At 40.3% G+C, this 26,944-nt stretch carries 24 protein-coding genes; 14 read left to right on the plus strand and 10 right to left on the minus strand.

Annotation, left to right across the window (positions count from 1 at the left end; translation table 11 throughout):
* Positions 1-156: 156 nt before the first annotated feature.
* The 4 genes from prfA to FXN70_RS09145 all read left to right on the plus strand — a co-directional run bounded on the left by prfA (position 157) and on the right by FXN70_RS09145 (position 4,835).
* Positions 157-1,245 carry a peptide chain release factor 1 gene (gene prfA / locus FXN70_RS09130; protein WP_324647149.1) on the plus strand — a complete coding sequence of 363 codons (1,089 nt, stop codon included), beginning with the start codon at positions 157-159 and terminating at the stop codon, positions 1,243-1,245.
* Positions 1,245-2,069 (plus strand): peptide chain release factor N(5)-glutamine methyltransferase, encoded by an 825-nt coding sequence (gene prmC / locus FXN70_RS09135; RefSeq protein ID WP_324647150.1) that lies wholly within the window; start codon positions 1,245-1,247, stop codon positions 2,067-2,069. The genes prfA and prmC overlap by 1 nt, the downstream gene beginning before the upstream one ends.
* Positions 2,070-2,400: 331 nt before the next feature.
* The gene (locus FXN70_RS09140) at positions 2,401-3,720 is read left to right on the plus strand and encodes an NCS2 family permease (RefSeq protein WP_324647151.1); all 1,320 of its coding nucleotides are present in this window, start codon (positions 2,401-2,403) and stop codon (positions 3,718-3,720) included.
* Positions 3,721-3,836: 116 nt separating this feature from the next.
* Complete coding sequence (locus FXN70_RS09145; RefSeq protein ID WP_324647152.1) at positions 3,837-4,835, plus strand: adenosine deaminase; 999 nt, start codon at positions 3,837-3,839, stop codon at positions 4,833-4,835.
* A gap of 38 nt (positions 4,836-4,873) precedes the next feature.
* Here the strand turns inward: FXN70_RS09145 and FXN70_RS09150 are convergent, their stop codons facing one another.
* Positions 4,874-5,434, minus strand: coding sequence for a cytochrome b (locus FXN70_RS09150; protein WP_324647153.1), 561 nt, complete (start codon positions 5,432-5,434; stop codon positions 4,874-4,876).
* A 243-nt stretch (positions 5,435-5,677) separates the two neighbouring features.
* Here FXN70_RS09150 and FXN70_RS09155 point away from each other — a divergent pair, with 243 nt between their 5' ends.
* Positions 5,678-6,082, plus strand: a complete 405-nt coding sequence (locus FXN70_RS09155; RefSeq protein WP_324647154.1) for a hypothetical protein — start codon at positions 5,678-5,680, stop codon at positions 6,080-6,082.
* Positions 6,083-6,092: 10 nt separating this feature from the next.
* Positions 6,093-6,659: a ribonuclease HII gene (rnhB, locus tag FXN70_RS09160; protein ID WP_324647155.1), complete on the plus strand. Its 567-nt coding sequence runs from the start codon at positions 6,093-6,095 to the stop codon at positions 6,657-6,659.
* 160 nt (positions 6,660-6,819) lie between these two features.
* On the opposite strand, the gene csrA is transcribed toward rnhB, so the two are convergent.
* From csrA to alaS, 3 genes are all read right to left on the minus strand, one after another.
* Positions 6,820-7,074 (minus strand): carbon storage regulator CsrA, encoded by a 255-nt coding sequence (gene csrA, locus FXN70_RS09165; protein WP_324647156.1) that lies wholly within the window; start codon positions 7,072-7,074, stop codon positions 6,820-6,822.
* A gap of 240 nt (positions 7,075-7,314) precedes the next feature.
* Positions 7,315-8,595 carry an aspartate kinase gene (locus FXN70_RS09170; RefSeq protein ID WP_324647157.1) on the minus strand — a complete coding sequence of 427 codons (1,281 nt, stop codon included), beginning with the start codon at positions 8,593-8,595 and terminating at the stop codon, positions 7,315-7,317.
* Positions 8,596-8,658: 63 nt separating this feature from the next.
* On the minus strand, positions 8,659-11,307 hold the full coding sequence (gene alaS, locus FXN70_RS09175; protein WP_324647158.1) for an alanine--tRNA ligase: 2,649 nt from the start codon (positions 11,305-11,307) through the stop codon (positions 8,659-8,661).
* A gap of 552 nt (positions 11,308-11,859) precedes the next feature.
* On the opposite strand from alaS, the gene FXN70_RS09180 reads away from it, so the two are divergent.
* The gene (locus FXN70_RS09180; protein WP_324647159.1) at positions 11,860-12,888 is read left to right on the plus strand and encodes a type I glyceraldehyde-3-phosphate dehydrogenase; all 1,029 of its coding nucleotides are present in this window, start codon (positions 11,860-11,862) and stop codon (positions 12,886-12,888) included.
* Between the two features lie 28 nt (positions 12,889-12,916).
* On the opposite strand, the gene FXN70_RS09185 is transcribed toward FXN70_RS09180, so the two are convergent.
* On the minus strand, positions 12,917-13,216 hold the full coding sequence (locus tag FXN70_RS09185) for an AzlD family protein (protein WP_324647160.1): 300 nt from the start codon (positions 13,214-13,216) through the stop codon (positions 12,917-12,919).
* The gene (locus FXN70_RS09190) at positions 13,213-13,956 is read right to left on the minus strand and encodes an AzlC family ABC transporter permease (protein WP_324647161.1); all 744 of its coding nucleotides are present in this window, start codon (positions 13,954-13,956) and stop codon (positions 13,213-13,215) included. Before FXN70_RS09190 ends, FXN70_RS09185 begins: the two co-directional genes overlap by 4 nt.
* Before the next feature lie 157 nt (positions 13,957-14,113).
* Here FXN70_RS09190 and FXN70_RS09195 point away from each other — a divergent pair, with 157 nt between their 5' ends.
* The 5 genes from FXN70_RS09195 (at position 14,114) to FXN70_RS09215 (ending at position 18,693) form a co-directional block, all read left to right on the plus strand.
* On the plus strand, positions 14,114-14,566 hold the full coding sequence (locus FXN70_RS09195) for an Lrp/AsnC family transcriptional regulator (protein WP_324647162.1): 453 nt from the start codon (positions 14,114-14,116) through the stop codon (positions 14,564-14,566).
* Positions 14,567-14,789: 223 nt separating this feature from the next.
* Positions 14,790-15,956: an ATP phosphoribosyltransferase regulatory subunit gene (locus FXN70_RS09200; RefSeq protein ID WP_324647163.1), complete on the plus strand. Its 1,167-nt coding sequence runs from the start codon at positions 14,790-14,792 to the stop codon at positions 15,954-15,956.
* A 78-nt stretch (positions 15,957-16,034) separates the two neighbouring features.
* The gene (locus FXN70_RS09205; protein ID WP_324647164.1) at positions 16,035-17,354 is read left to right on the plus strand and encodes an adenylosuccinate synthase; all 1,320 of its coding nucleotides are present in this window, start codon (positions 16,035-16,037) and stop codon (positions 17,352-17,354) included.
* Positions 17,355-17,492: 138 nt separating this feature from the next.
* Positions 17,493-17,804, plus strand: a complete 312-nt coding sequence (locus tag FXN70_RS09210; RefSeq protein WP_324647165.1) for a hypothetical protein — start codon at positions 17,493-17,495, stop codon at positions 17,802-17,804.
* A gap of 109 nt (positions 17,805-17,913) precedes the next feature.
* Positions 17,914-18,693, plus strand: a complete 780-nt coding sequence (locus tag FXN70_RS09215) for a M48 family metallopeptidase (RefSeq protein ID WP_324647166.1) — start codon at positions 17,914-17,916, stop codon at positions 18,691-18,693.
* 205 nt (positions 18,694-18,898) lie between these two features.
* On the opposite strand, the gene leuE is transcribed toward FXN70_RS09215, so the two are convergent.
* The 3 genes from leuE to FXN70_RS09230 form a co-directional block, all read right to left on the minus strand.
* A complete protein-coding gene (leuE, locus tag FXN70_RS09220; protein WP_324647167.1) occupies positions 18,899-19,555 on the minus strand; it encodes a leucine efflux protein LeuE in 657 nt (218 codons plus the stop codon).
* Between the two features lie 110 nt (positions 19,556-19,665).
* Positions 19,666-20,646: a transaldolase gene (gene tal / locus FXN70_RS09225; RefSeq protein WP_324647168.1), complete on the minus strand. Its 981-nt coding sequence runs from the start codon at positions 20,644-20,646 to the stop codon at positions 19,666-19,668.
* Positions 20,647-20,735: 89 nt separating this feature from the next.
* Positions 20,736-21,620 carry a LysR family transcriptional regulator gene (locus FXN70_RS09230; RefSeq protein ID WP_324647169.1) on the minus strand — a complete coding sequence of 295 codons (885 nt, stop codon included), beginning with the start codon at positions 21,618-21,620 and terminating at the stop codon, positions 20,736-20,738.
* 97 nt (positions 21,621-21,717) lie between these two features.
* Between FXN70_RS09230 and aceI the strand changes: the two genes are divergently transcribed.
* Positions 21,718-22,140, plus strand: a complete 423-nt coding sequence (aceI, locus tag FXN70_RS09235; protein ID WP_324647170.1) for a chlorhexidine efflux PACE transporter AceI — start codon at positions 21,718-21,720, stop codon at positions 22,138-22,140.
* Positions 22,141-22,185: 45 nt separating this feature from the next.
* Here the strand turns inward: aceI and ahpC are convergent, their stop codons facing one another.
* Entirely contained in the window at positions 22,186-22,749 is a 564-nt protein-coding gene (gene ahpC, locus FXN70_RS09240) for an alkyl hydroperoxide reductase subunit C (RefSeq protein WP_324647171.1), read from the minus strand.
* Positions 22,750-23,068: 319 nt separating this feature from the next.
* Here ahpC and hrpA point away from each other — a divergent pair, with 319 nt between their 5' ends.
* On the plus strand, positions 23,069-26,923 hold the full coding sequence (gene hrpA / locus FXN70_RS09245) for an ATP-dependent RNA helicase HrpA (RefSeq protein WP_324647172.1): 3,855 nt from the start codon (positions 23,069-23,071) through the stop codon (positions 26,921-26,923).
* Positions 26,924-26,944 lie beyond the last annotated feature (21 nt).

Here is a 26,944-nt window from a genome sequence, read left to right on the forward strand (position 1 = left end):
TACACAGTGAGGAATTATTCATCAATTTTGAAATCATATTGATTAATGGTGCGTGTCTATCAAAAAGACAGCAAAATAGGTACACTGTGCGGCATTAAAATGAAGTGATTTGATCATTTCAAATCAAGTTCTGCCTATATTTGAGATAGTTTAACAATGAAAGAAACATTGCGGTTACGTTTAGACCAACTCACCGACCGTCATGAAGAATTAACCGCTTTATTGGCGGATATTGAAGTGATTTCTGACAATAAACGTTTTCGTGCTTTATCCCGTGAACATAATGATTTAACTGAAATTACTGAGGTTTGGAAGCAATATCGTCAGGCAGAAGAAGATATTGCCACCGCAGAAGCAATGCTTTCCGATCCTGATTTTAAAGAGATGGCAGTTGAAGAAATTAAAGAAAATAAAGCTTTAATTGAACGCCTTGATGGTGAACTTGGCATTTTAATGATTCCAAAAGATCCGAACGATGCAAATGCGGCGTATTTAGAAGTCCGTGCAGGAACGGGTGGTGATGAAGCGGCAATTTTCTCGGGTGATTTATTTCGCATGTACAGCAAGTATGCTGAGACCCGAGGTTGGCGCATTGAAGTATTATCGGAAAATGAAGGCGAACATGGTGGCTATAAAGAAATTATTTGCCGTGTAGATGGTGAAGGGGTCTATGGTCGCTTAAAGTTTGAAAGTGGAGCGCACCGTGTGCAGCGTGTTCCTGCAACAGAGTCGCAAGGGCGTGTGCATACTTCTGCGTGCACCGTTGCTATTTTGCCTGAGGTGGATGTCGACACCACAGTTGAAATTAATGCCTCAGAACTAAGAATTGATACTTATCGTGCTTCGGGCGCAGGTGGTCAGCACATTAACAAAACTGACTCGGCAGTGCGTATTACGCATCTTCCTACAGGTGTTGTGGTTGAGTGCCAAGACGAACGTTCACAGCACAAAAACAAAGCCAAAGCGATGGCGTTGTTGGTGTCGCGTTTAGAGAATGCCAAGCGCGCAGCAGCAGATGCCGCAACTTCAGAAATGCGCCGTGATTTGGTGGGTTCGGGTGATCGTTCTGAACGTATTCGTACTTATAATTATCCGCAAGGACGTATGACGGACCATCGTATTAACTTAACTTTATATAAGTTAGATGCAGTGATGGAAGGTGATTTAACTGAATTGTTAGATAGTTTGCATCGTGAATATCAAGCAGACCAATTGGCAATGTTGGCACAGGAAAATGGCGGCTAATGAATATTGGACAAGCGCTAAGTTTGCGTGGTGACCCTGACAGCTATGAGCGGCAGGAAGCCACATGGCTACTTGAGCATATATTGGGTTTAGGCGCGCTGGCATTAAAAATGCGTTCGATACAAATATTAAGCCATGCTGAAGAACAAACCTATTTAGATGGTTTGATGCGTTTGTCTAAGGGTGAGCCGTTAGCTTATGTGATCGGTTCGCAGCCATTTTGGAGCCTAGATTTAAATGTAACAACAGACACTTTAGTGCCGCGTCCAGATACAGAAATTTTGGTTGAAACTGTGTTAGGTTTAGAGTTGCCACACGCACTTTCGATGGTTGATTTAGGTACGGGAACAGGGGCAATTGCGTTGTCTTTGGCAAAAGAGCGCCCGCATTGGCAGGTGTTAGCTACGGATATTTATCATCCAACGCTAGATGTTGCAAAAAGTAATGCGGCTAAGCATGAGCTAATACACGTGCAGTTTTTGTGCAGTGCATGGTTTGATGCCATTCCTGCCCAAAAATTTGACTTAATTGTGTCGAATCCACCGTATATTGATGCTGACGATATGCATATGCAAGATTTAGCCACAGAACCACGTCGTGCATTGGTTGCAGCAGAACAAGGGTTGTCTGACTTGCGTGAGATTATTGTGCAAGGTAAACAATGGCTTAATTCACAAGGGTGGATTGTGCTTGAACACGGTTATGATCAGGCGCAGGCTGTACAAGCAATTTTTGCAGAAGAAAACTTTAGCCAAATTAAAACGGTGCAGGATTATGGCAATAATGATCGCGTGACCCTTGCACAGTGGTTGGTGAATAAATGATAAACCGCAGAGTTTGATATATTTAATCTATTGTTATTTATTGTTTTTTTGAAATTTGTTTTTTTATGAAGTCATTCACTCCATGAATAAAGTTGTGTTATACTTCAGTTACCAAGAATATACATGCGTAATACCAAGTGTGTAGATCCAAAGAAGAGCTGCATTGACATGCAGCTTTTTTAATTTTTAGTGCGCTATCGTTTTGTCTAATTCGATGGCATTTGATTTACATCGTGTGCTGGTTGGATCAGCCAACACATCATCGTTGTCTTGCCATTGTTTAGAAAATTCAAGCATGAGCAGGCTAGACAGTTTTATCTAGGGCTATCTTATGGCGACTCCTCACTCTTCATCTGGTGTACTTGAGCGTTTGTTTAAATTAAATGAAAACAAAACCACTTTAAGAACAGAAATTTTAGCGGGCATTACCACATTTATCACCATGTGTTACATCATCATTGTGAATCCAAATATTCTCTCTGCTACAGGGATGGATCACGGGGCGGTGTTTGTCGCAACTTGTATTGCTGCTGCTGTGGGTTGTTTGGTGATGGGCTTGCTTGCAAACTATCCGATCGCACTTGCACCTGGTATGGGTTTAAATGCATATTTTGCTTTTTCAGTATGTTTAGGAATGCACGTGCCTTGGCAGACTGCTTTAGCGGCAGTTTTTGTGTCGGGTCTCATTTTTGTACTGATTAGCTTTTTGCGCATTCGTGAAGCTATTGTGAACTCAATTCCAATGTCGCTTAAATTTGCAATTGGCGGTGGTATTGGCTTATTTCTGGCTTTAATTGGTTTGAAAAATGCAGGTTTAGTGGTTCACAATGATGCAACATTAGTTGGATTGGGTAGCCTGACCAAACCTGAAGGTTTGTTAACGCTTCTTGGTTTTTTAATGATCGTTGTTCTACATCATTTTAGAGTACGTGGTGCGATTATTATCAGTATTTTAGTGATTACTGGGCTTGGGTCATTACTTGGTTTAAATCATATTCAAGGGGTTGTTGGTGAAGTGCCATCAATTGCCCCAACATTTATGCAAATGGACTTTAAAGGTCTATTTACTGCAAGCATGGTTGGCGTAATTTTTGTGTTTTTCTTGGTCGATTTGTTCGACTCAACAGGGACATTGGTTGGTGTTGCTCATCGCGCGGGCTTGTTACAAGATGGCAAATTACCGCGTTTGAAAAAAGCTTTATTTGCCGACTCTAGTGCCATTATTGCTGGTGCGGCGTTGGGAACTTCATCTACAACGCCTTATATCGAATCCGCTTCGGGTGTTGCGGCAGGCGGTCGTACTGGCTTAACTGCTGTAGTCGTAGCGTTCTTATTCCTTGCTTGTTTGTTCTTTGCACCACTTGCACAGTCTGTTCCAAGTTTTGCAACTGCACCTGCACTTATGTTTATTGGTGTTTTGATGATTCAAGGCATTGTGAATATTGAATGGGAAAACATCACTGAAGCTGTTCCTGCATTTTTAACGATTGTATTTATGCCATTTGCATATTCAATTGCTGATGGTATTGCAATGGGTTTTATTAGCTATGCCTTAATTAAATTATTTACAGGTCAAGGTAAAACTGTACCGTATATGGTATGGATTATTGCGGTATTGTGGGTGATTAAATTCGTTGCTTTTAGTGGCTAAGATGACGTACTTGCTATGTGGTGAGTTATGGCTATTTTTATAGCGCTGCTGTAATCGGCGCGCAGGGTGTAAACTCCAATTGTGTTTACACCCTTTTTCTTTTTTCGGGAGATGATATGCATCATGCTGAATTAATTCGTGCTTTACCTAAAGCTGAACTACATGTCCATATTGAGGGTACATTTGAACCTGAACTTATGTTTGCAATTGCAAAACGTAATCAGGTAGAGATCCCTTTTAAAAGTATTGAGGAAGTGAAGCAGGCGTATAACTTTCATAATCTGCAATCATTTTTAGATATTTATTATGCAGGCGCTAATGTTCTGATTGTAGAACAAGATTTTTATGATTTGGCATGGGCATACTTTGAAAAATGTCATGAAGATCGTGTTGTACATACTGAAATGTTCTTCGACCCACAAACTCATACCGACCGTGGGATTGCCTTTGAAACGGTATTAAATGGTTTGCGCCGTGCATGTTTAGATGCACAAAGCAAACTTGGCATTAGCTCAGAATTAATTATGTGTTTCTTACGCCATTTAACTGAAGAAGCTGCATTTAAAACCCTAGAGCAAGCATTGCCTTATAAAGATGTAATTGTGGGGGTTGGGCTAGACTCAAGTGAGCTTGGACATCCACCATCAAAATTTGAGCGTGTTTTTGCAAAAGCACGTGAAGAAGGCTTCTTAATTGTGGCACATGCAGGGGAAGAAGGGCCTGCTGCTTATGTGTGGGAAGCCTTAGATTTATTACATGTAAATCGGGTTGACCATGGTGTGCGCTCAGAAGAAGACTCTGAATTAATGGCGCGTTTAAGTAAAGAGCGTATGCCATTAACTGTATGTCCTTTAAGTAATTTAAAGTTATGCGTTGTTGATGATATGAAACAACACAATATTAAGCGCTTATTGGGTCAGGGTTTATGTGTGACAGTCAATTCTGATGACCCTGCTTACTTTGGCGGTTATATGAATGATAATTTCTTTGCAATTACAGAGGCATTGAATTTAACTGAAGCTGAATTAAAGCAATTGGCGATCAATTCATTTGAAGCGTCATTCTTAACGGAAGCAGAAAAAGAGAAATGGATTAATCAAATCCATGCACTTTAAAAAAAAGGCATTTCAATTTGAAATGCCTTTTTTTTTAATTATTTTTTGGGCTGACGTGTCATGCTTTCTAAAATATGATCTTTATCAATAAAGTGATGTTTAAGTGCTGCGAGGATATGTCCTACAATCAGCAGACCAGAAAACCAAGATAGATAAACATGAAGTGGCTGAAAAATAGCAAGTAGTTTAGGATTAGGTTGTACCAAAGTTGGTAAATTAAATAAGTACATGACAGGTGCAGGATGTCCTGCTGTCCAACTAAATAAACAGCCTGAGATTGGAAGTGCTACCAGTAAAACATATAAAATAAGATGTCCAATATGTGCTAAAACTTTCATTTGCGGCGACATAGTGTTAGGTAATTTTGGTGCAGGATGCGTGTAGCGCCAGAAAATGCGAATGAGGACTAAAAATATAATGGTTGTTGCAATATTTTTATGTAATGTGATGACCGTATCTAAGAATTCTCCATCGGTAGCATAGTTTAAAAAATTTCCGCTATAAAATCCAATGATCCATGCAGTGATAAAAATAAGTGCCATAATCCAGTGTAGGATTTGTGCGGTACGGGTGTAATATTGTGGCTTGCTGGTATCCATAGAAAAACTCTTGATCAAGTGGCGAGCAAAATGATTTGAATTGTAAAATTATAGAGTAATGTTTGGAAAGATCATTCAAATAACTGAGTGTTGCATTTATAGAATACTCTGAAGGGTATATGAGGATATAATTTATACATTTCTTGAGTTTTTCCTTAAAAAATACAGAAAAATAGCATTTAATTTTCTCGTAATCAGGCAAAATGCAGCCTGAATTTATATGTCTTTTAGGATTGTCTAAAAATGAAAAAGAATTTTTTTGCATTAGCTGTTGTATCATCTCTTTTATCAGCATGTGCTGCTACTGATGGTATGGCAACGGGGGCACAAAATTCTGCAAGTGGTTCAACTTATGGCACTGCAGCACAGCAAATTGGAATGACTGCGATTAAAGTTGCGATTAACGCAAAATGTACGACTGAATTGAGTCAAGTACCTGCATGGAAAACCATGAGTAAGGCATTAAGTGCGGAGCAACAACAAACGGCACAAAGTAATATTTGTGGCTGTGTGAGTGAAAAAGGTCCTGAAAATGTGACGGCAGTTGACTTGGCAACAGCTGCAATTGATCCTGCTGCGCGTACAACGATTGTAAGTAATACGATTACGCATACTTTAAATCAGTGTATGACAGCTGCGTTAAAATAAGATGATTTCGATGAAAATTGCAGGTGTAGATGAAGCAGGGCGTGGGCCATTGGTGGGTTCGGTGGTTGCAGCAGCGGTGATTTTAGACCCTAATAATCCGATTGAAGGTTTAAATGACTCTAAAAAGTTGACCGAAAAGAAAAGAGAAAAGCTTTTTATTGAAATTCAAGAAAAAGCATTGGCATGGTCAATTGCTGAGGCCACACATGCAGAAATAGACGAACATAATATTTTGCAAGCGACTTTTTTAGCCATGAAGCGTGCGGTGGCGAGTCTCAATATGATGCCTGATAAAGTCATTGTCGATGGAAACCATATTCCAAAGGGAATTGAAATTTCCTGCGAGGCGATTATTGGTGGTGATGCATTGCACGCTGAAATTAGTGCGGCAAGTATTTTGGCTAAAGTCACCCGTGATCGGCAGATGTTTGAGTTGGATGCACAATATCCTGAATATGGGTTTGCGAAGCACAAAGGATATCCAACAAAAGCACATTTTACTGCAATTGAACAATTTGGCGTTATTGCAGAGCACCGCCGCAGTTATGCACCTGTTAAAAGAGCACTTGGACTTTAAGTTTGAGACGACAAAACAAAAGCGATCTAAAAAGATCGCTTTTGTTTTTTAGAATAGACGGATAACCGTACTATTCACCTCGATTTCTTGCATCAAACCTTTTTATTTCTTGTTATAAAATAAATGGGGAGGTGTTGATGATGCAAGGTAGCGACGTTAATTAGCGGTTGAACTGATCTTGGTTTGATTCATCATTATAAAATGACGGTTGATAGTCCTGATCAAGGTTTTGTAAATGTTCGTGCATTGCGCGTTCATGTTGAATACGTTGATAAATTTCTTCGCGATGAACAGATACTTCTTTGGGAGCGTTGACACCAATGCGGACTTGGTTGCCTTTTACACCAAGTACGGTCACACTGACTTGATCCCCAATCATTAATGTTTCTCCGACACGTCGAGTCAGAATCAGCATGTTTGTCTCCTTGCTTAAAGCTAAACTTGCATTACGGTTGTAAAGCAAAATTTAAACCAAAATCTCAAAAAAGAATATGAATCATTTGTTGATAGATCGCAAAGATTTGATCTATGAATAAATAATTGTAATATTCTCTAAATATTACCCGCTAATATAGCAGAGCCACTCTATTGAGAATAGAGTGGCTCTGCTTTTTTATTGTATATCCTTCAAAAAAATGAAGGATTTACTAAAAAGTTAGGCGCGTGCGCTACTTTCACCGTGTTCACGGTCTAAGCCGAATGCAGTATGTAAACTACGAACAGCCAGTTCTAAATAATTTTCTTCAATTAAAACTGAAATTTTAATTTCAGAAGTTGAGATCATTAAAATATTGATGCCTTCTTCTGCTAAAGCGGTAAACATTTTGCTCGCAACGCCTGCATGTGAGCGCATACCTACACCGACAATCGACACTTTAACGATGTCATCACGTACGCTGACTTCACGTGCATTAATTTCTTTAGCAGTATTACTCAGAATGGTTTTTGCTTTAGTGAAATCGCTACGGTTGACCGTAAAAGTAAAGTCGGTCGTGCCATCTTCTTCGATGTTTTGCACAATCATATCGACTTCAACATTGGCAGCACCAATTGGTGATAAAATCTTTGAAGCAATACCTGGCTCATCAGGAACACCTAAAATGGTGAGTTTCGCTTCATCACGGTTAAATGCGATACCAGAAATAATAGGCTGTTCCATAGTGTCTTCCGCTTCAGTGGTAATGAGTGTGCCAACGTTTTGTTTAAAGTCTTCATCAAATGCACCATCGTTGTCGTTATCAAAACTTGATAAGACGCGTAATGGAACTTGATATTTTCCTGCAAATTCAACCGAACGAATCTGCAATACTTTTGACCCTAAAGATGCCATTTCGAGCATTTCTTCAAAAGAAATACGATCAATCTTTTTCGCTTTAGGGGCAACACGAGGGTCGGTGGTATACACACCATCAACATCGGTATAAATTTGGCATTCATCTGCTTTTAATGCAGCAGCAAGCGCAACGCCTGTTGTATCTGAACCACCACGACCAAGTGTTGTAGTATTGCCAAATTCATCTACGCCTTGGAAGCCTGCAACCACAATCACACGACCTGCATTTAAGTCGGTGGTCATCGCATCGGTTTCAATCGACTCAATACGTGCTTTGGTAAAGGCGCTGTCTGTTTTAATACACACTTGGCGACCTGTATAAGATTTAGCTTCTACACCAATCGAGTTGAGTGCCATCGCTAACATGGAAATCGTCACCTGTTCGCCTGTTGATACCATTTGGTCAAGTTCACGCGGGTCAGGTGTTTCGGTAATGGCTTTGGCAAGTGCTAATAAGCGGTTGGTTTCACCACTCATTGCAGAAACGACCACCACCACTTGGTGACCTTGGTCATGCCAACGTTTTACACGGCGAGCAACATTTAAAATGCGCTCTGGCGTACCCATTGAAGTTCCACCATATTTTTGTACGATTAATGCCATAGCTATTCCATATAAGCCATGACCCTGAGCGGCGTTCAGGGTCAGTTACACAAAAGTGAAGTCTTAGTTTTGCCCAAGCCAAGCAGGCAATGCTGCAAGAACAGGTGCAAACTTGTCGTTTAGTGGCGCGCCACCTTGTGCTAAGTCAGGTTTACCACCACCTTTACCCCCAAGTTCGGCACTTAAGTGTTTGATGATGTCACCTGCTTTTAGAGTTGCAGTAAATTGTTTTGGTACAGATGCAATCAGGCTAACTTTGTCGCCTTCAGTACCTGCTAAAATAATAACTGCATCTTCTAATTTTGATTTGACACTGTCATGTAGGTTGCGAAGTGATTTTGCATCCATTTGAACAGTGGCGATCAGGGTAGAACGCTCCGCAATGGTTTGAACTTGGCTTAAAAGTTCTGCCGCTTGGAAGTTTGCTAACTTTTGGTTAAGCTGTTCAAGCTGTTTTTGTAAGGCTGAAGAATGTTCTACAGCGGCTTGAACTCGTTCTACCGTTTGATCTTTTTGTGCTTTTAATAACACATTGATATGTTGAATATCGGCATCGGCTTTTTGAGCAACTTCAATGGCTTTGGTGCCTGTGACCGCTTCAATACGACGCACGCCTGCGGCTACACCACCTTCAGAGGTGATTTTAAACAAGCCAATATCGCCTGTGCGTTTAACATGAATACCGCCACATAATTCAATTGAGAAGTTTTTCTCATCAATGATTGAACCCATTGAAAGTACACGTACTTCTTCGCCGTATTTCTCACCAAACAGCATCATTGCGCCTTTTGCTTTGGCAGATTCGATGTCGAGTAACTCGGTAGAAACCGCAGTATTGGCAATGACTTCGGCATTAACTAAGCGTTCGATGAGTTGTAATTGCTCAAATGAAACAGGTTGGTCGTTGGCAAAGTCAAAACGTAATACTTCTGATGCAACCAACGAACCTTTTTGTTGTACATGCTCGCCTAAAACTTGGCGGAGAGCCGCGTGTAATAAATGCGTTGCCGAGTGGTTGCGTGCAGTTGCTGCGCGTAAATCCGCTTTGACAATAGCATTCACATTTTGTTCAGCTTTTAAGCTTCCCATAGTGACAACACCTTGATGAACAAAGGCTGCACCTGATTTTTTGGTATCTTGAACTTCAAAAATACCCGTATCATTTTGGAAAATCCCTGTATCGCCAACCTGACCGCCACTTTCAGCATAGAAAGGCGTTTGGTTGAGTACGATTAAGGCTTCATCGCCCTCAAAGACTTCATTAACCTGTTCACCATCTTTATAAATCGCAACAATTTGACCTTGGCTTTGGGTTGCATCGTAACCATCAAATTGGGTTTCGCTGTCTACTTTTACAATGCTGTTGTAGTCAACATTAAATTTGCCTGCATCGCGTGCGCGTTGACGTTGTGCTGCCATTTCCGTTTCGAAACCAGCTTCATCAATCGTGAGTTCGCGTTCACGGGCAATATCTGCGGTTAAGTCAGCAGGGAAGCCATAGGTGTCATACAGTTTAAATACGACTTCACCTGGAATGATGTTACCTTTTAAGTTGCTAAGTTCGCTCTCTAATACTTTTAAGCCTTGCTCTAAAGTTTTGGCAAACTGTTCTTCTTCTTTCAGTAATGCAGCTTCAATACGTTCGCGGTTTTCGATCAGTTGTGGATAAGCATCACCCATAACATCAATTAGCGGTTGTAACATTTTGTGGAAGAATGTGCCCGTTGCACCCAATTTATTGCCATGACGGACTGCACGGCGGATAATACGGCGCAATACATAACCACGACCTTCGTTTGAAGGGTTTACACCATCGGCAATTAAGAAGCTACAAGAACGCGCATGGTCTGCTAAAACACGTAAAGAAGGCTGGCCTTGATCTTCAATACCCACCAATTCAGCCGCAGCTTGAATTAAATGTTTGAATAGGTCGATGTCGTAGTTTGAGTTGACATGTTGTAAAACTGCCGAAATACGTTCTAAGCCCATGCCAGTATCGACCGCAGGTGCAGGAAGTGGATGTAAAACGCCATCTGCTGTACGGTTAAATTGCATGAAGACGTTGTTCCAAATTTCAATGAAACGGTCGCCATCTTCTTCAGGTGTGCCCGGTAGGCCACCCCAAATGTGGTCGCCGTGGTCAAAGAAAATTTCAGAACATGGACCACATGGGCCTGTGTCACCCATCGCCCAGAAGTTATCTGATGCGTATTTTTCGCCTTTGTTGTCGCCAATGCGGATAATACGGCTCGCATCGATACCTACATCTTTGTTCCAAATGTCAAAAGCTTCATCGTCAGTTTCATAAACAGTCACGTAAAGTTTGTCTTTTGGCAGACCTAACCATTCTTCGCTAGTTAAAAATTCCCAAGCGTAAGTAATGGCTTGTTGTTTGAAATAATCACCAAACGAGAAGTTACCCAACATTTCAAAGAAAGTGTGGTGACGCGCGGTATAACCGACATTGTCTAAGTCGTTGTGTTTACCGCCTGCACGGACACATTTTTGTGATGATGTTGCGCGAACATAATCACGTTTTTCCAAACCAAGGAAACAGTCTTTAAATTGGTTCATGCCCGCATTGGTAAAGAGCAAGGTCGGATCATTGGCAGGAACAAGCGAGCTTGAGGCGACACGTGTATGACCTTTGGTTTCAAAGAAATGCAAAAAGGCTTCACGAATTTCAGCGGAAGTCATAAAACGTGTACTCACAACAAGTCACTCCATTATCATTTTGGCTAAACACATTTTAAATTTTATCATTTAATAAAAGTTAAGAATGCGTGGCGTATAAATTTTACAAACGCCAAAGTATAACGAAAAATAAGGGTATGACCAATGATTTTGGCTATAAATCGTGACAAAACTGTGAAAAATGATGCGCTTATTTTGTGCTTTGGCGTGGTTTAAATCGTGGATTGGCGGTTTAATGCAATTGATATTGTTGTTGTGGTGGTAATTTGATCACTTTTGCTATGGTGCATCAGCTTCAAGTTTGTCATTTGGGATGACATGGCTTTAGTAGTTAAATTGAATAAGCTGTGTCTGTTGTGCTTCACTACAACGCTGATAACGTGCTGCAGTAAATACGCTGCCTGAAAAACCATCAAAAAAGAAGAAAGATAGGATTTTGAATTTGCACATTTGGGTTTAAATTTTAGCATTTTTGCCATTATAACGGGATTGTTCGCAATTCAACTACCATCGGCATCTTGAATGTTTTAACATGAGCCGCTTATCTGCGTTTATCAGGAAATCTCAATCATGCAACGAGTGGCTATTAATGGATTCGGTCGAATTGGTCGAAACGTCGTGCGTGCGTGGTTTGAAAGTCCTGAGCTATTTGGTTTTGATATTGTTGCAGTAAATGATGTAGCTGATATTGAAACTTTGGTTCATTTATTTAAATACGATTCGACCCATGGGCGCTTTAAAGGTCGTGTTGAAATTATTCAAGAACAAGAACAGCATTTTTTATGGGTATGTGCGGGGCAGCGCCAACTCAAAATTCAAGTCTTGTGTGGGTCAAATCCAGACCAATTACCGTGGGATAAACTCGAAATTGATGTGGTCTTAGAGTGTACAGGGTTGTTCCGCTCTCGCGCTGCGGCAACACGGCATGTTCAGGCAGGCGCTAAACGCGTGATTATTGGTGCAGCGCCATTTGATAGTGTCGATGTTGCGGTGGTTTATGGTGTAAATCATCAGGATGTGAAAGTCACCGATCAAATTATTTCTAGTGTCTCGTGTACTACGCAGGCGCTTGTCCCTTTGGTGAAGATTTTAGATGATCAATTTGGAATAGAATCTGCTTTAATGACAGAAATCCACGCGGTGACCGCCGATCAATCGGTTTTAGATCATGCACATCGAGACATTCGCCGTGCCAGAGCCGCAGGACATAATTTTATTCCAACCACATCTAGTGCTTTAGGTGCGCTTAAGCAAGTGCTGCCAAAAATGGAACATCGAATTGATGGTTATTCAATTCGGATTCCAACCATTAATGTGGCTGCGATTGATTTAAGTTTTATTGCACAGTCAGAAATTTCGGTTGAAGTTTTGAATCAGGCATTTATCGATGCCTCGCAAACCATCTATAGCAAAATTATGGCCGTGACCGATGAAGCATTGGTGTCGAGTGATTTTAATCATTCGCCAGAGTCGCTAATTGTCGATTTAACCCAAACAATGGTGGTTGGGCGACAAGCTAAAGTTTTTGCATGGTATGACAATGAATGGGGTTATGCGAACCGCTTACTTGATTTATGTGCGTCGTTTGAACGTGCTTAATGTGAGAAAAATGCATGATGCAATCACATCATGCAAGTACCAAGCGTAAAATTGCCGCCGAAAACATACTAATAATCACGGTTGGGAGTAATGAAAAGCGGCTTGCTGCCAGTAAAGTAATTGCCATTGCAATTAAGTCGGCAATATTGTTTTGTACAAAATAAGGCGCAATCACTGAAATGAGTACACAGCCCGGTACAACTTCTAAAATATTGGCTTGGCGTTTGGTTAAGGTCTTATTTTTAAGTAAAACATAACCTAAAAGCCGTGTCATATATGTAGTGAACGCAATACATACAATAGCCAGCAGTGTTGAAAGATGGATCATGCGTCTTCATCTCCAGCTAAAAAGAATGCAGTTGCAATTCCTGTTATTGCACCAATTGGAACGTACCAACCTTGGGGTAAATAATGATATGCAATAATTGCTGCAATTAAACTGACAAACCACGGACGCGCCGCAGAAAAACCTTTCCACATGCCTTTAAGTAGGACTAAAAATACTGCAGGAAAAGCCATATCAAAGCCTAAGCGTGAAATGTCGCCAAGTATTGGGCCAATTACGCCGCCAAGCGTTGTGAAACTAATCCACATTGCATAAAGGGCAAAGCAGATTCCTGAATAAAACGACATGCTAAATTGTGGTGAGCCATAGTTTGATTTTCTTTGTGCATCGGCTAAGCCTAAAGCCCAACTTTCGTCACACATAAAAAACAAAGCAGGGAAGGCTTTAGAGTTGGGCAAGTGCTTTAAATATGGCACTAAACTTGCGCCCATTAATAAATGACGGCTATTGACCAAAAAAGTAATGAACATCAGCATTAAAATATGAGGGGGATTGGTCCATACTTCTAAAATGGCAAACTCTGAACCGCCTGCAAAATTTAAGCCGGTTAATAGCGGGATTTCTAAAATACTAAAGCCTTTGCTGGTGGCTTGCGTGCCTAAAACCAGCGCAAAAGGAACAATGCCAAGCAGCACAGGAATAGATGCTTTTAGTCCGCGCTTAAATTCAGCAAAGTCCTCAGACTCATTTAAATTTTGTACCGCATCTTTCCAAGCCAACATGACGATTTACCTTTTGTTACTTTGTTCGAGTTTAGTTGGCTATTGTAAAAATATGGTCTCGCTATTTGGCACTAAAAATAAGAAATAAAAGCTTGTATTTGGGTTTTATATTTCAAATAATAAACATAAATTGAAATTTTATGCTTAGGATGTGGTTTTGGATAAAATTGATACACATATTTTGCAGGTTTTGCAGCAAAATGGAAAGTTGCAAAATAATGATTTGGCTCAAAAAGTAGGATTATCTGCATCGCCCTGTTTACGCCGTGTTAAGCAGCTCGAAGATGATGGCGTGATTGAAAAATATGTGGCTTTAATTAATCCTGTTAAAGTCAATTTAGGTTTAACTGTATTTGCACGAATTTGGTTAAAAGACCAAGCAGCAAAAACCGTCAATAATTTTGTCGATGCGATTCAAGACTTACCCGAAGTGGTGGAATGCCAACTCATGGCGGGGGATTGTGATTTTTTCTTACGGATTGTGGTGGCTGATTTAGAAGCTTATCGGAAATTTCAGATTCAACGCTTAAATAAAATTGCTGGAATTCAAAATGTAAAAACAGAAATTCCCTTACAAAACATTAAGCAAACCACTGCTTTACCTTTATAAGCGTTAGAATTGCCTAAGATGCGGGCAATCAAACTTAATGACTTGAATGTTGAGTCAAAAAGATTGAAAAAACGTAAGGCATTACCCAATTTTTCGGTTTATACTTTTCTAAAATTGTCAGGTGCATGAGCATAACTTACGTGCTAGACTAGGAGAAATCGGGTGTGTTCCCGATTTTTTTATGCGGATTATGCCCGCTTCGATCAAATTTTAGGTTGTTAGCATGCCCATTTCAGAGACCTGGTTATTGCCTGATGGCGTAGCCGATGTGCTACCCGAACAAGCACAAGTAATTGAAACGTTTCGTCGTGAAGCACTCGATTATTTGGCAGTTCATGGTTACCAATTGGTCTATACACCATTTATTGAATATATCGAATCATTATCTTCACTGTCTGAGCCAAATCAGGACTTAGATTTAGTGTCGTTTAAAGTAATTGATCAATTGTCAGGTCGTCTGCTTGGTATCCGTGCAGATATGACACCGCAGGTTGCACGTATCGATGCACATGTACATGCAGTTGAAGGTATTGCGCGTTATTGCTATGCAGGTACTGTACTGCATACGCGTCCGCAGGGTTTAAGCGCATCGCGCACGCCACTTCAATTAGGTGCTGAGCTATTTGGTCAACAAAGTACCGAAGCTGATATTGAACTCATCAATGTGATGTTAGGCTTGCTTGGACGCTTTGATTTCTTAGAAGGTGCGCATTTAGACCTAGGTCATGTTGGCTTATTCCGTAGTTTAGTGAAAAAAGCCCAATTAAGTAAAAGTACTGAAGCTGAGCTTTCAGACTTGTATCAACGTAAAGCCTTGCCTGAATTAAAACAATTTACGGCCAACTTAACGTTGGGTGATGACTTTTATATTCTAGGTCGTTATGCCAGTGATTTAGATGCACTACAACAATATTTAAGTGCAGAAGTTTTTAACGATCCTGAATTTAATCAAGCCTTCACCATGTTGTCTGCGACACGTCAAACCATTCAACAACATTGGCCTGAGCTGAATATTGGTGTGGATGTGGTTGAACTACGCAGTTACCATTATCACACAGGTTTGGTTTATGCTGTTTATGCGCCACAATGGGCAACACCATTGGCACAGGGTGGACGTTATGACGGCATTGGCGAGCATTTTGGTCGAGCACGACCTGCAACAGGCTTTAGCTGTGATATTTATGCTTTGGTCGCAGGGAAATTTGAGCAAATAGAAACTATAGTTGCACCGAAAGGACAACAACCCGAATTAGTGAAGGCGATTGCTGAAGCACGTGCCGAAGGTCGCCGTGTGGTGCAATTGCTTGGTAATGATGATCTGACCTCTATTCCTTATGCAACGCATGTGTTGTTGCTTAAGAGTAATATTTGGCAGATCGAAAAAATTTAGTGGATGCCGCTTTGCACGCAAAAATGGCAAAGCAACGTCTTTTTTCAGTTTTAACAGCATGATGTAATTGAGGCTATTATGGGCAAGAATGTTGTGGTACTTGGTACCCAATGGGGCGACGAAGGTAAAGGTAAAATCGTTGACCTGCTTACAGACCAAGCGGCTGCCGTAGTTCGTTATCAAGGTGGACACAACGCAGGGCATACCCTTGTTGTTGGTGGTAAAAAAACTGTATTACACTTAATTCCATCAGGTATTTTACGTGAGAACGTTTTGTGCTTAATTGGTAATGGTGTGGTGCTTTCTCCTGCGGCGCTCATTACAGAAATGGATATTTTGGAAAAAGAAGGCGTACCTGTTAAAGAACGTTTACGTATTTCTCCAAACTGTCCATTAATCCTTCCAAACCATATTGCACTTGACCAAGCACGTGAGAAAAAACGTGGTAATGCCAAAATTGGTACAACGGGTCGTGGTATTGGCCCAGCTTACGAAGATAAAGTTGCGCGCCGTGCGATTCGCGTTGCTGACCTTGTACGTGGTGGTGAGCATTTAACTGCACAATTAACTGAATTATTGGAATACCATAACTTCCAGTTAACTCAATACTATGGTGTTGAAGCGGTTAAGCTTGAAGATGTATTGGCGCTGTGTGACCAGTGGCGTGAAGTGGTTGCACCACTTGTAATTGATGTAACGACTGAATTACATGACTGCCGTAAAGCGGGCAACAACATCATGTTTGAAGGTGCGCAAGGTTCATTACTTGACATCGACCATGGCACATATCCGTATGTAACGTCTTCAAATACAACTGCGGGCGGCGTAAGCTCAGGTTCTGGTTTAGGTCCATTGCACTTAGACTACGTGCTTGGTATTACTAAAGCTTATACTACACGTGTAGGTGCAGGTCCGTTCCCAACAGAATTGGTTTACGATGCAGCGGCTGATGAAGGCGATGCAGTAGGTAAACACTTAGGGACAGTAGGTCACGAATTTGGTGCATCTACAGGTCGTCAACGCCGTTGTGGTTGGTTCGATGCTGAAATTCTACGCCGTTCGGTTGATGTAAACTCATTATCTGGTATTTGCTTAACTAAACTTGACGTATTAGATGGTTTAGAAGAGATCAAAATCTGTGTGGGTTATGAAAGCGCAGATTCAGGCTGTGTTGGTTCATCTGACGCACTAGCGTATGAAACCTTAAAGCCAATTTACGAAACACTGCCAGGTTGGTCTGAATCAACTTTTGGTGTGAAATCAATGGATCAATTGCCAGCAAATGCGATTAACTATATTAAACGTATTGAGCAATTAATTGAGTGTCCAATTGATATCGTGTCGACCGGTCCAGACCGTGACGAAACAATTATTTTACGTCATCCATTTGGTAACTAAGCTTTGCTGATAAAAAACGCGCCTAAGATGGCGCGTTTTTTATTTGTCTAATTAGGTCAAACCCGACCAAAGTTGACTATTCAGCCCAAATAAAAATCGTTAAAACTAAAAATAAGTTACATACATTTATAAAAATTGATGAAATTACCTGCCGAACTGACCAAAACTTTATTTTATTCTTTCTTGTTTGCATTGGGTGGTGCACCGTCTATAGCAATGATGGTGGTCTCAGAACGAGGAATTCATCAGGATATGATGCTTTCGGGTTTTATTGGGCTGACCTTGGTTTTAGCCTGTGTATTATTACCTCTGATTTTATTACAAAATAGTATTTTACTTTTTACACGGCATCAAACGTATTCAGAAAAAATCGTACAGGTTTTAGGCCCTATTTATTTGGTGTTGAATGTGCTGTGTTTATTATTTTGGCTTTTATTTATGTTTAAGTAAGATAGGCATTACATAAAGTAACATGGAGTGATAAAAATATAACATGTTGAAATAAATTGATTCTCGTTATAATAAGAATAATTTTGATTGATCATGTAGAGCAAAAATAATGAAAGTAGCAAAAGCATTGGCTTTGAGTACAGCAGTAGCTTTGACACTCAGCGGATGTACTACAATTGCAGATATGGCAGGTGCCGACTCTGCAACTTTAAATGCGTCAGCTGCGCAAAATTTTACTAAAATGCGTCAGGATGCTCAGCAAAAAGGGCAGCTTGATACATCATCTGCAACTTATAACCGTATCAATGCGATTATGTTGAGGATGATTCCCTATGCCAATCAAATGAATCAAACAGGTCAGGCTTTTAATTGGCAATTGGCTGTGTTGAAGTCTGACACAATGAATGCTTATGTTGCACCGGGTGGAAAAGTGGTTTTCTATACGGGAATTGTCAATAAACTTAATTTGACCGATGCTGAAATTGCAGCAGTGATGGGGCATGAAATGACCCATGCTTTAGAAGAGCATTCTAAAAATAAAGTGGGTGCAGATGTGCTTACAAATTTAGCATTAGGCGTTGGTAAATCTTATGTGGGTACAGCAGGTGGTGGTTTAGGCAGTGCAGCACTTGATTTAGGTAGCCAAGTTGGTGTGGGTTTACCTTATTCGCGTAGCTTAGAAAGTCGTGCCGATTATGGTGGATTAATGTTAATGGCAAAGGCGGGCTATAACCCACAAGCGGCAATTACGTTATGGAATAAAATGCAACGTGCCGAAACATCATCAAGCCCTGCATTCTTATCGACTCATCCATCGAACCAACAACGAATTGAAGCAATGGAAAAGAACTTACCTGCTGCAATGGCTGTATATAATCAACGCCGATGAGTCAAGTAAAGGATGCGCGTTACGCATCCTTTTCTGTTTTAATTCTTGTATGTGTGAATCAGACATCACATCTTTAATGTAAGTATATTAATGTGATGTCGGCATTATTTTCATTGCTATTATTGGTTATTTTTATTTTAAGCAGGCATTGGATTTACCTGCTTTAATTGGTATTTAAATATTGAATTTCAAATACTTGAGTGCATTAAATGCTCGACATAGCAAGTTTTAAACCAAAGGCAAGAAATAAGCAGCCTACACTAAAAATTGCAACACTAGATAAGCGATAGTGACTCGAAAAATAGCCTGCAAGTTTTCTTCCACTAAAAATAAGCGTGCTTAAATAGCTAAAACTAATCATTTGCACAATAATGGCGAGCACTAAAAAGCTTAAAGCGGGGCTTGAGGCTTTCTCATCGACAAATTGTACAAAAAATGACAAGAAGAACAAGATCGCTTTTGGATTTAATAAACTAATGGTGAGTGCAGTACGAAAAGGGGATTGCATCTTATCGTTTTTGGACATCTTAACTGTATTTACATCTGGATCAGTGTGAATTTTTTGCCACGTGTGTACACTTGCAATCAGTAGTTTAATACCTAAATAGCCTAAATAACTTGCTCCGACAACTTTAAGTGCAACAAAAGTAAATGGGTAGGTATGTAAGATAGAGGCTGCCCCTAATACTGTTGCCAATATAAGGATACTGTCGCCGGTAATAATCCCTAAAGCTGCTGCATAGCCTGCACGGATACCTTCTTTTGAAGCAATGGCCAGCAAATATAATGAATTTGGCCCTGGAAGTAACACAATTAAAATTGCACCGACAATAAATGTCGAAAGATGAACAATGCCCAACATGGAACGACCTAAAGCAAGGATTTATAAGCGCAGAATCCCATTTACTAAAAATAAAGGGTGTATTTTAGCGCTATAAAATACACCCGAAACAATAGATTATCTACTGTATTTTAAGGTTTTAATTGGGCATCGATACCAAAGCTTTGGCGTAGTAATAGACTGAGTTGCTCCCGTGCTTTGATAAAACCATCAATGCCTGATTGTAAGAGTTGAAATGACATTAAGTCTTGCTCAAGTTGTTGTTTAAATTCGGCATGTGAAATTTCTTCCACAGCATTTGCTGTTGCGTTTTTTGCAACTAACTGCGCAGTGACTGTTTGTTGGTTTTGCTCAAGCTGATCGAGTAAATTCGGAGCGATGGTGAGTAAATCACAGCCTGCAAGTGCTAAGACTTGTTCAGGACTACGGAAACTTGCGCCCATAATTTCAGTTTGAATACCATGACTTTTGTAATAATCAAAGGTGGCTTTAACCGATAATACACCAGGATCTTTTTCAATTGGGTACGCACTGACATTTTCAGCTTTTTTATACCAATCTAAAATGCGACCCACAAAAGGGGAAATTAGAGTGACTTTAGCATCGGCACAGGCTTTGGCTTGGTGTAAACCAAACAATAAAGTTAAGTTACAGTGAATGCCTTCGGCTTCAAGCGCTTTGGCAGCTTGAATACCATCCCATGTCGAGGCGATTTTAATTAAAATCCGATCTTTTCCAATTCCATATTGTTGATATAACGCTAATAATTCTTTGGCTTTGGCAATGGTTGCCGCAGTGTCATAAGATAAACTTGCATCAACTTCAGTTGAAACACGACCATCAATTAATTTTAAAATTTCAACGCCGAATTTGACCGTTAAAATATCAATGGTGCGTTCAATTAGCGCATCTGACGAGAAGCCTTCTTGCTTGGCTTGGTTGTAGGCATCTTCAATTAACGTTTTATTTTCTGGCTGAGATGCCGCAGCGGTAATTAAGGATGGATTAGTGGTTGCATCTAATGGACGAAACTTTTCAATTGCGGTTAAATCGCTGCTATCAGCAACAATGGTGGTTAACTTTTTAAGTTGGGATAGGGCTGAATGGGTCATGACACATTAATCTTTTTTCTAAGCTATATGCTTTTATAGCATAACTTTTTTCAAAAGATTGTAGAAAAAATAAGCAGTAGTATTCTATTTTAGCCTTTCCGTTGTGTCCGCACATATTCAATTAAAAATTGACTGGCAGGGCCAAGTTCAGATTCTTTACTCCATACTAAGTCAATGTAATATTCCATTTGTGCCGTAAAATCTTGAATCTGTAATACTTTTAATTGTTGAACAAGTTGTGGCTGCTGTTTAAATAATTCTAGAGGTAAAATCCCCCAACCTAAACCTTTTTGAATAAGAGACAGGGCAATATGGTGATGATCGGTGCGCCAATAATGTGGGGAAAATAACAATTCGGGCTTAATGCCTTTGTCACGACTGGTCACAATAATTTGGCGTTGTTGCTGCAATTGTTCTAAACATACCATAGGTGATTGTGCCAAAGTGTGTTGTTGGCTTGACACAGCAACTAAGGTTTCTTTTTTTAGCTCAATAAATAATTCACGTTGATCTAAATATTCGCGTTCAAACATTAATGCAAATTGTACTTCACCTTGCATAAGCATACGCTGAGCATCTTCTTGTGGTGCAGAAAAAATATGAATGGCAAGGCTTGGAAATTGTTGTTCTAATACCGCAATATAATCAATCCAGTCGTTATAGGTTAATTCTGATACCACCACAATATTGAGCGCCGCTTCAAGTCCTGCACTTAATGCATGGGCGTGCTGTTTCCATTGCTTAATTTGAGTAAGCAGCTGTGTGGTATGTTCATACAGTTGCTGTGCTGCTGCGGTGGGTACAGGTTCACGTCCAATCCGTTCAAATAGTTTGAGGTTTAAGTCGATCTCTAAATTAGCAATCGACATACTAATGGTGGAAGGGACTTTGCTTAAATGCCGCGCAGCTGCGGAAAAAGAACCAGTCTCTATAACGGTTTTAAAAATATTGAGTTGTTCTTGATTAATGTTCATCTATCAATTCTTTTGAAAGAACCTAACTTTTATAATCAAAATTATAAAAATATAATGGCAATTATTCAATCGTACAGGATATTGAGCGCGTGTCATCATGCTAATTTCAAAAAAGAGAATTATTCATGCTGTGCTTTATGAAGCCATTTTATTGGTGGTGATTGCCTATGGTGTGAGCTATTTTTTTAGCATGCCACTTGAAGAAAGTGGGCTATTAATGCTGATTGTATGTGTGATTTCAGTGTTTTGGAATATGATTTTTAATACATTATTTGAAAAAGCTGAACAAAAATATCAATTTAAACGGACTGTTTTTTTCCGTATTTTACATGCAGTTGGTTTTGAGGGTGGTTTAATGATCATCACTATTCCAATTTTTGCTTACGCACTTAATTTAAATTTACTTGATGCTTTCTTATTAGATTTAGGCATTACCAACTGTATTTTGGTTTATACCTTTATTTATCAATGGTGTTTTGATGCTATTGAAGCCAAATGGTTTCGTACCAAAAATGCATAAATAAAAAACCACGCTCATTAGCGTGGTTTTCTTAAAAATCTAAGCTTAGATTTTACCGACTAAGTCGATAGATGGAGCAATTGTTGTTGCACCTTCTTTCCATTTTGCAGGGCAAACTTCACCTGGGTGGTTTTCTACAAACTGTGCTGCTTTAAGCTTACGTAAAGTTTCTGATACGTCACGAGCAATTGCATTGTCGTGAACTTCAGCAGTTTTGATGATCCCTTCAGGGTTAATTACGAAAGTACCACGAAGTGCAAGACCTGCTTCTTCAATATGAACGTCAAATGCACGTGTTAATTGGTGTGTAGGATCGCCGATTAATGGGAATTGTGCTTTACCTACTGCAGGTGAAGTTTCATGCCATACTTTGTGAGAGAAATGCGTATCAGTTGTTACGATATAAACTTCTGCACCTGCTTTTTGAAATTCTGCATAGTTATCAGCAGCATCTTCAACTTCTGTTGGGCAGTTAAAGGTAAATGCAGCAGGCATGAAAATAATCACAGACCATTTGCCTTTTAGGTCAGCATCGCTCACTTCGATGAATTGACCGTTATGGAATGCATTTGCTTTAAATGGTTGTACTGCAGTATTAATTAAACCCATGTTGTTCTCCAGATATAAGTTAAGAAGTCATTTCTGTTTACGAGGTTCAGAATAATCAAATTTTATTGATTGGGGAAATAGTATTTTTTAATACAAAGAATCGGAAAATTAGATAAATCTAGTTTTCAATTGATTTCTGCAATAATGATCATTTCCTATCCTGCAAAATCAATCTCTGTTAGATGATTCGCCTAATAATATGGGGAGAGCTGCCTAAAATTTCAAGCGTGAACCACAGAAAAATCCACAAAATCTTTGCCTTTCTATCATCGGCAGAGTCGAGTAAAATGCTTTCTTTTGTGTGTTAGGAAAGGCTTCTGTGCAAAGTGGTTTAAATGTAGATCAATTGGTTATGGCGCGTGACCGACATCGTTTAAATCGGCTCAAAAAAGGCAAAGATGCCAATCCGCAGCAATATCAGAGTGTATTTGAGCAGTCGCATGCACAAGTTGAAAAACGTCTTGCTCGCTTGCCTACCATTAAGCTCAATCAAGATTTGCCTGTCACCCAATGTGCCGATGCGTTAATTACCGCTATTCAGCAGCACCAAGTAATTATTGTGGCAGGGGAAACAGGTTCGGGAAAAACCACACAATTACCACAAATTGCGATGCTTGCAGGACGTGGATTAACGGGAATGATTGGACATACCCAGCCACGTCGTTTGGCGGCACGCAGTGTTTCACAGCGGATAGCCGAAGAAGTCGGGCAGAACTTAGGCGATGCGATTGGTTTTAAAGTCCGATTTAATGAGCAAGGCTCGAATGATTCAATTGTACGGTTAATGACGGATGGGATTTTACTTGCTGAATTAACCCATGACCGCTATTTAACCAAGTACGACACCATTATTATTGATGAAGCGCATGAGCGCTCACTTAATATTGACTTTATTATGGGCTATTTAAAACAATTATTGCCCAAACGCCCCGATTTAAAAGTGATTATTACCTCGGCAACTTTAGATGTAAATCGCTTTAGCCAGTATTTTAATAACGCGCCGGTATTTGAAGTTGAAGGTCGCAGTTTTCCTGTAGAAGTACGTTATCGTCCAATTTCTGAAATGAACATTGGCGGTAGTGATGACGATGAATTTGATGATTTTGAAGAAAATTTACCGCGTGCCGTTGTACAAGCGGTAGAAGAATGTTTTGCCGATGCGGCTGAAAAAGGTCATCCTGAACATGCCGATATTTTAATTTTTTCCAGTACCGAACAAGAAATTCGTGAACTGCAAGAAACTTTGCAAAAATATGGCCCACGGCATACCCAAATTTTACCGTTATATGCGCGTTTGGGATTGGCTGAGCAACAAAAAATCTTTCATCCAACAGGTGGTGGACGACGCATCATTATTGCCACCAACGTGGCGGAAACCGCTTTAACTGTACCCAATATTCGTTATGTGATTGATGCAGGTTTTGCGCGTATTTCTCGTTATAATTATCGCTCTCGCGTCCAACGCTTACCTATTGAAGCGGTATCACAAGCGGCAGCGAATCAGCGTAAAGGGCGCTGTGGTCGTATTGCAGCGGGTGTGTGTATTCGCCTATATAGTGAAGAAGATTTTTTAAGTCGCCCTGAATTTACCGAGCCTGAAATTAAGCGTACCAATTTGGCATCGGTCATTTTGCAAATGCAAAGTTTGGGTTTAGGCGCGCTTGAAAATTTTGATTTTATTGAACCGCCAGATCATCGATTGGTCAATGATGGGCGTAAATTACTGGTTGAACTTGGGGCATTTAACGATAAAAAATCGGAGCTTACCAAAGTTGGGCAAATGATGGCCAAAATGCCAATCGACCCACGTTTAGCCCGCATGTTGGTGGGCGGGGCGCATTTTGGCGTGTTGAACGAAGTGTTGATTATTGTCAGTGCCTTGGCAGTACAAGACCCACGCGAACGTCCTGCCGATAAACAAACCCAAGCTGACCAAAAACATGCCTTGTTCAAAGAAGCCGATTCCGACTTTTTATTTTATTTAAAATTGTGGGATACGTTGCAAAATAACCGTGAGCAAATGAGCGAAAACAAACGCCGCCAGTTTGCCAAGCAACATTTTTTAAGTTGGTTACGTTTACGCGAATGGCGACAAACGCATAGCCAATTGCTTGATTTGGTTCAAGGTTTAAATTTAAGCTTTAATGCCAAAGCTGCCAGTTATGAAAACCTGCATCGGGCTTTATTAACCAGCTTATTGTCATTTATTGCCAATAAAACCGACGAGCGCAATATCTTTATGGCTGTGCGTCAGCAAAAAGCCAAAGTGTTTCCGGCCAGTACCTTACATAAAACCAATACGCCGTGGATTATGGCATTTGAGATGGTGGAAACTTCACAGATTTATTTACGTACACTTGCACGAATTGAACCTGAATGGATTTTATTGGCCGCGCGTGATTTATTAAAGCATCATTATTTTGAGCCGCATTGGTCTAAAAAAGCCGGCATTGTGAATGCATACGACCAAATTTCATTGTTTGGTCTTATTATTGAGCCGAAGCGTTTGATTAACTTTGAAAAAGTGGATCATCTTGCTGCACATGAAATTTTCTTAAGAGATGCACTGACGACAGGAAAACTGGGGACAACGCCGCCATTTTTACAACACAATTTACGCAAACTTGAAGAAGTAGAACGGGTTGAAGATAAATTGCGTCGCCGCGATTTGGTGGTGGATGAAGAAACCATTTACCAATTTTATGCCGAACGTGTCCCAAATGATGTCGCAAGTCGTAGCAGTTTTGAAGATTGGCGTGCAACTATCGAACCCACCCAGCCGCGTTATTTATTTGTAGAAGATGATGCACTTTGGCAAACTGACCGTCCAACCACGCAACAATTCCCCGATTATTTGCACAATGGGGAATTACGCTTAGCTACGACTTATCGTTTTGACCCAAGCCATGACCAAGATGGGGCGATGGTGAAAATCCCACTCCAAGCGCTCGCGCAAGTCGATGAAAATATTTGGTCGTGGGGCATTCCTGGTTGGCGATATGCTCTCATTGAAGCGCTGCTTAAAACCTTACCAAAAGATAAACGCCGCCATTTAGTGCCTATTCCAGACACCGTGCAAAAATTGCTGAAAGGCATTGATGCGGTGCATTTGCGTGAGCATTTGTTTAAATATTTAGCTTTTGCACTGCGCGGTGAAGCGATTACTGAAAAAGATTTTTCTTTTGAAAAAGTCGATGCCTATTTATTGCCATATATTTTGGTGGTCGATGCCAAAGGGCAAATTTTGCAGCAAGGGCGCGATTTATCTGAACTCAAAGCCCGTTGTAAGAGCGACACGCATCGACCTGTGCAGCAGTTAAAAGGCGAGTTTAAAACTTTCCCAAGTAATTTTGTGTTTGAAGCCTCGCAAAAAGTCACAGGCGTGATAGTCAAACAATATCAAGCACTTGTGCCGATCAAGGCGTTTGAAAATTTAGATGTGAAAGATGAATCGGGCGTGGTGATTCAAACCTTTAACGACCAGCAAGAAGCCATTTCTAAACATCGCCAAGGTATTATTCGCTTAATTCATTTGCAATTGGGCGATGCGATTCGACAGTTGAAAAAGCAAATTTCTAAACCCATGGCACTGGCATTTGCACCACTGGGCGATAAAGCCAAGCTAGAACAAATGTTGGTTTATGCAACCTTAGATCAGGCATTAAATGAATTACCTGTGGATGAACAGCATTATCAGCACACGTTAACGGTGGTGAAACAACAATTTTTGAGTTGTGGTCAGCAGGTATTAACTCAACTGAATGATATTTTTATCACTTGGCAGACAATTCGCCGTCAATTACTTGTTCTTGATGCTGATATTTTTGGCAAAAGTATAGATGATATTGAAGATCAGCTCGATTTAATGCAGCTAGATAGCTTCGTCTATACACAACCTTTACAGATTTGGCAAGCCTTTCCACGCTTCTTAAAGGCGTTAATGGTGCGACTGGAGCGTTTACCAAATAATCTACAAAGAGACACGGCAGCTATTGATCAAGTCGACCCTTGGATGGAAAAATTGTTTAATTTTAAATATGATCCGCGTTTGCATGAATTGTATCTAATGATTGAAGAATTCCGCATTTCATTATTTTCGCAGCCCATGAAAACCAAAATGCCCATTTCGCCTGCACGTTTGCAAAAATGGTGGGAAAAAGCCGATTTGCGCTAGGGTCACACACAGGAGTTTTAC

It is taken from the genome of Acinetobacter sp. MD2 (genome assembly GCF_035615575.1).
In the GTDB taxonomy this organism is placed as follows: domain Bacteria; phylum Pseudomonadota; class Gammaproteobacteria; order Pseudomonadales; family Moraxellaceae; genus Acinetobacter.

Excerpts from the sequence above, each read along its gene's own strand:
- prfA (WP_324647149.1), top strand. The coding sequence starts at position 157 with ATGAAAGAAACATTGCGGTTACGTTTAGACCAACTCACCGACCGTCAT.
- prmC (WP_324647150.1), top strand. The coding sequence starts at position 1,245 with ATGAATATTGGACAAGCGCTAAGTTTGCGTGGTGACCCTGACAGCTAT.
- FXN70_RS09140 (WP_324647151.1), top strand. The coding sequence starts at position 2,401 with ATGGCGACTCCTCACTCTTCATCTGGTGTACTTGAGCGTTTGTTTAAA.
- FXN70_RS09145 (WP_324647152.1), top strand. The coding sequence starts at position 3,837 with ATGCATCATGCTGAATTAATTCGTGCTTTACCTAAAGCTGAACTACAT.
- FXN70_RS09150 (WP_324647153.1), bottom strand. The coding sequence starts at position 5,434 with ATGGATACCAGCAAGCCACAATATTACACCCGTACCGCACAAATCCTA.
- FXN70_RS09155 (WP_324647154.1), top strand. The coding sequence starts at position 5,678 with ATGAAAAAGAATTTTTTTGCATTAGCTGTTGTATCATCTCTTTTATCA.
- rnhB (WP_324647155.1), top strand. The coding sequence starts at position 6,093 with ATGAAAATTGCAGGTGTAGATGAAGCAGGGCGTGGGCCATTGGTGGGT.
- csrA (WP_324647156.1), bottom strand. The coding sequence starts at position 7,074 with ATGCTGATTCTGACTCGACGTGTCGGAGAAACATTAATGATTGGGGAT.
- FXN70_RS09170 (WP_324647157.1), bottom strand. The coding sequence starts at position 8,595 with ATGGCATTAATCGTACAAAAATATGGTGGAACTTCAATGGGTACGCCA.
- FXN70_RS09180 (WP_324647159.1), top strand. The coding sequence starts at position 11,860 with ATGCAACGAGTGGCTATTAATGGATTCGGTCGAATTGGTCGAAACGTC.
- FXN70_RS09185 (WP_324647160.1), bottom strand. The coding sequence starts at position 13,216 with ATGATCCATCTTTCAACACTGCTGGCTATTGTATGTATTGCGTTCACT.
- FXN70_RS09190 (WP_324647161.1), bottom strand. The coding sequence starts at position 13,956 with ATGTTGGCTTGGAAAGATGCGGTACAAAATTTAAATGAGTCTGAGGAC.
- FXN70_RS09200 (WP_324647163.1), top strand. The coding sequence starts at position 14,790 with ATGCCCATTTCAGAGACCTGGTTATTGCCTGATGGCGTAGCCGATGTG.
- FXN70_RS09205 (WP_324647164.1), top strand. The coding sequence starts at position 16,035 with ATGGGCAAGAATGTTGTGGTACTTGGTACCCAATGGGGCGACGAAGGT.
- FXN70_RS09210 (WP_324647165.1), top strand. The coding sequence starts at position 17,493 with ATGAAATTACCTGCCGAACTGACCAAAACTTTATTTTATTCTTTCTTG.
- FXN70_RS09215 (WP_324647166.1), top strand. The coding sequence starts at position 17,914 with ATGAAAGTAGCAAAAGCATTGGCTTTGAGTACAGCAGTAGCTTTGACA.
- leuE (WP_324647167.1), bottom strand. The coding sequence starts at position 19,555 with ATGTTGGGCATTGTTCATCTTTCGACATTTATTGTCGGTGCAATTTTA.
- tal (WP_324647168.1), bottom strand. The coding sequence starts at position 20,646 with ATGACCCATTCAGCCCTATCCCAACTTAAAAAGTTAACCACCATTGTT.
- FXN70_RS09230 (WP_324647169.1), bottom strand. The coding sequence starts at position 21,620 with ATGAACATTAATCAAGAACAACTCAATATTTTTAAAACCGTTATAGAG.
- aceI (WP_324647170.1), top strand. The coding sequence starts at position 21,718 with ATGCTAATTTCAAAAAAGAGAATTATTCATGCTGTGCTTTATGAAGCC.
- ahpC (WP_324647171.1), bottom strand. The coding sequence starts at position 22,749 with ATGGGTTTAATTAATACTGCAGTACAACCATTTAAAGCAAATGCATTC.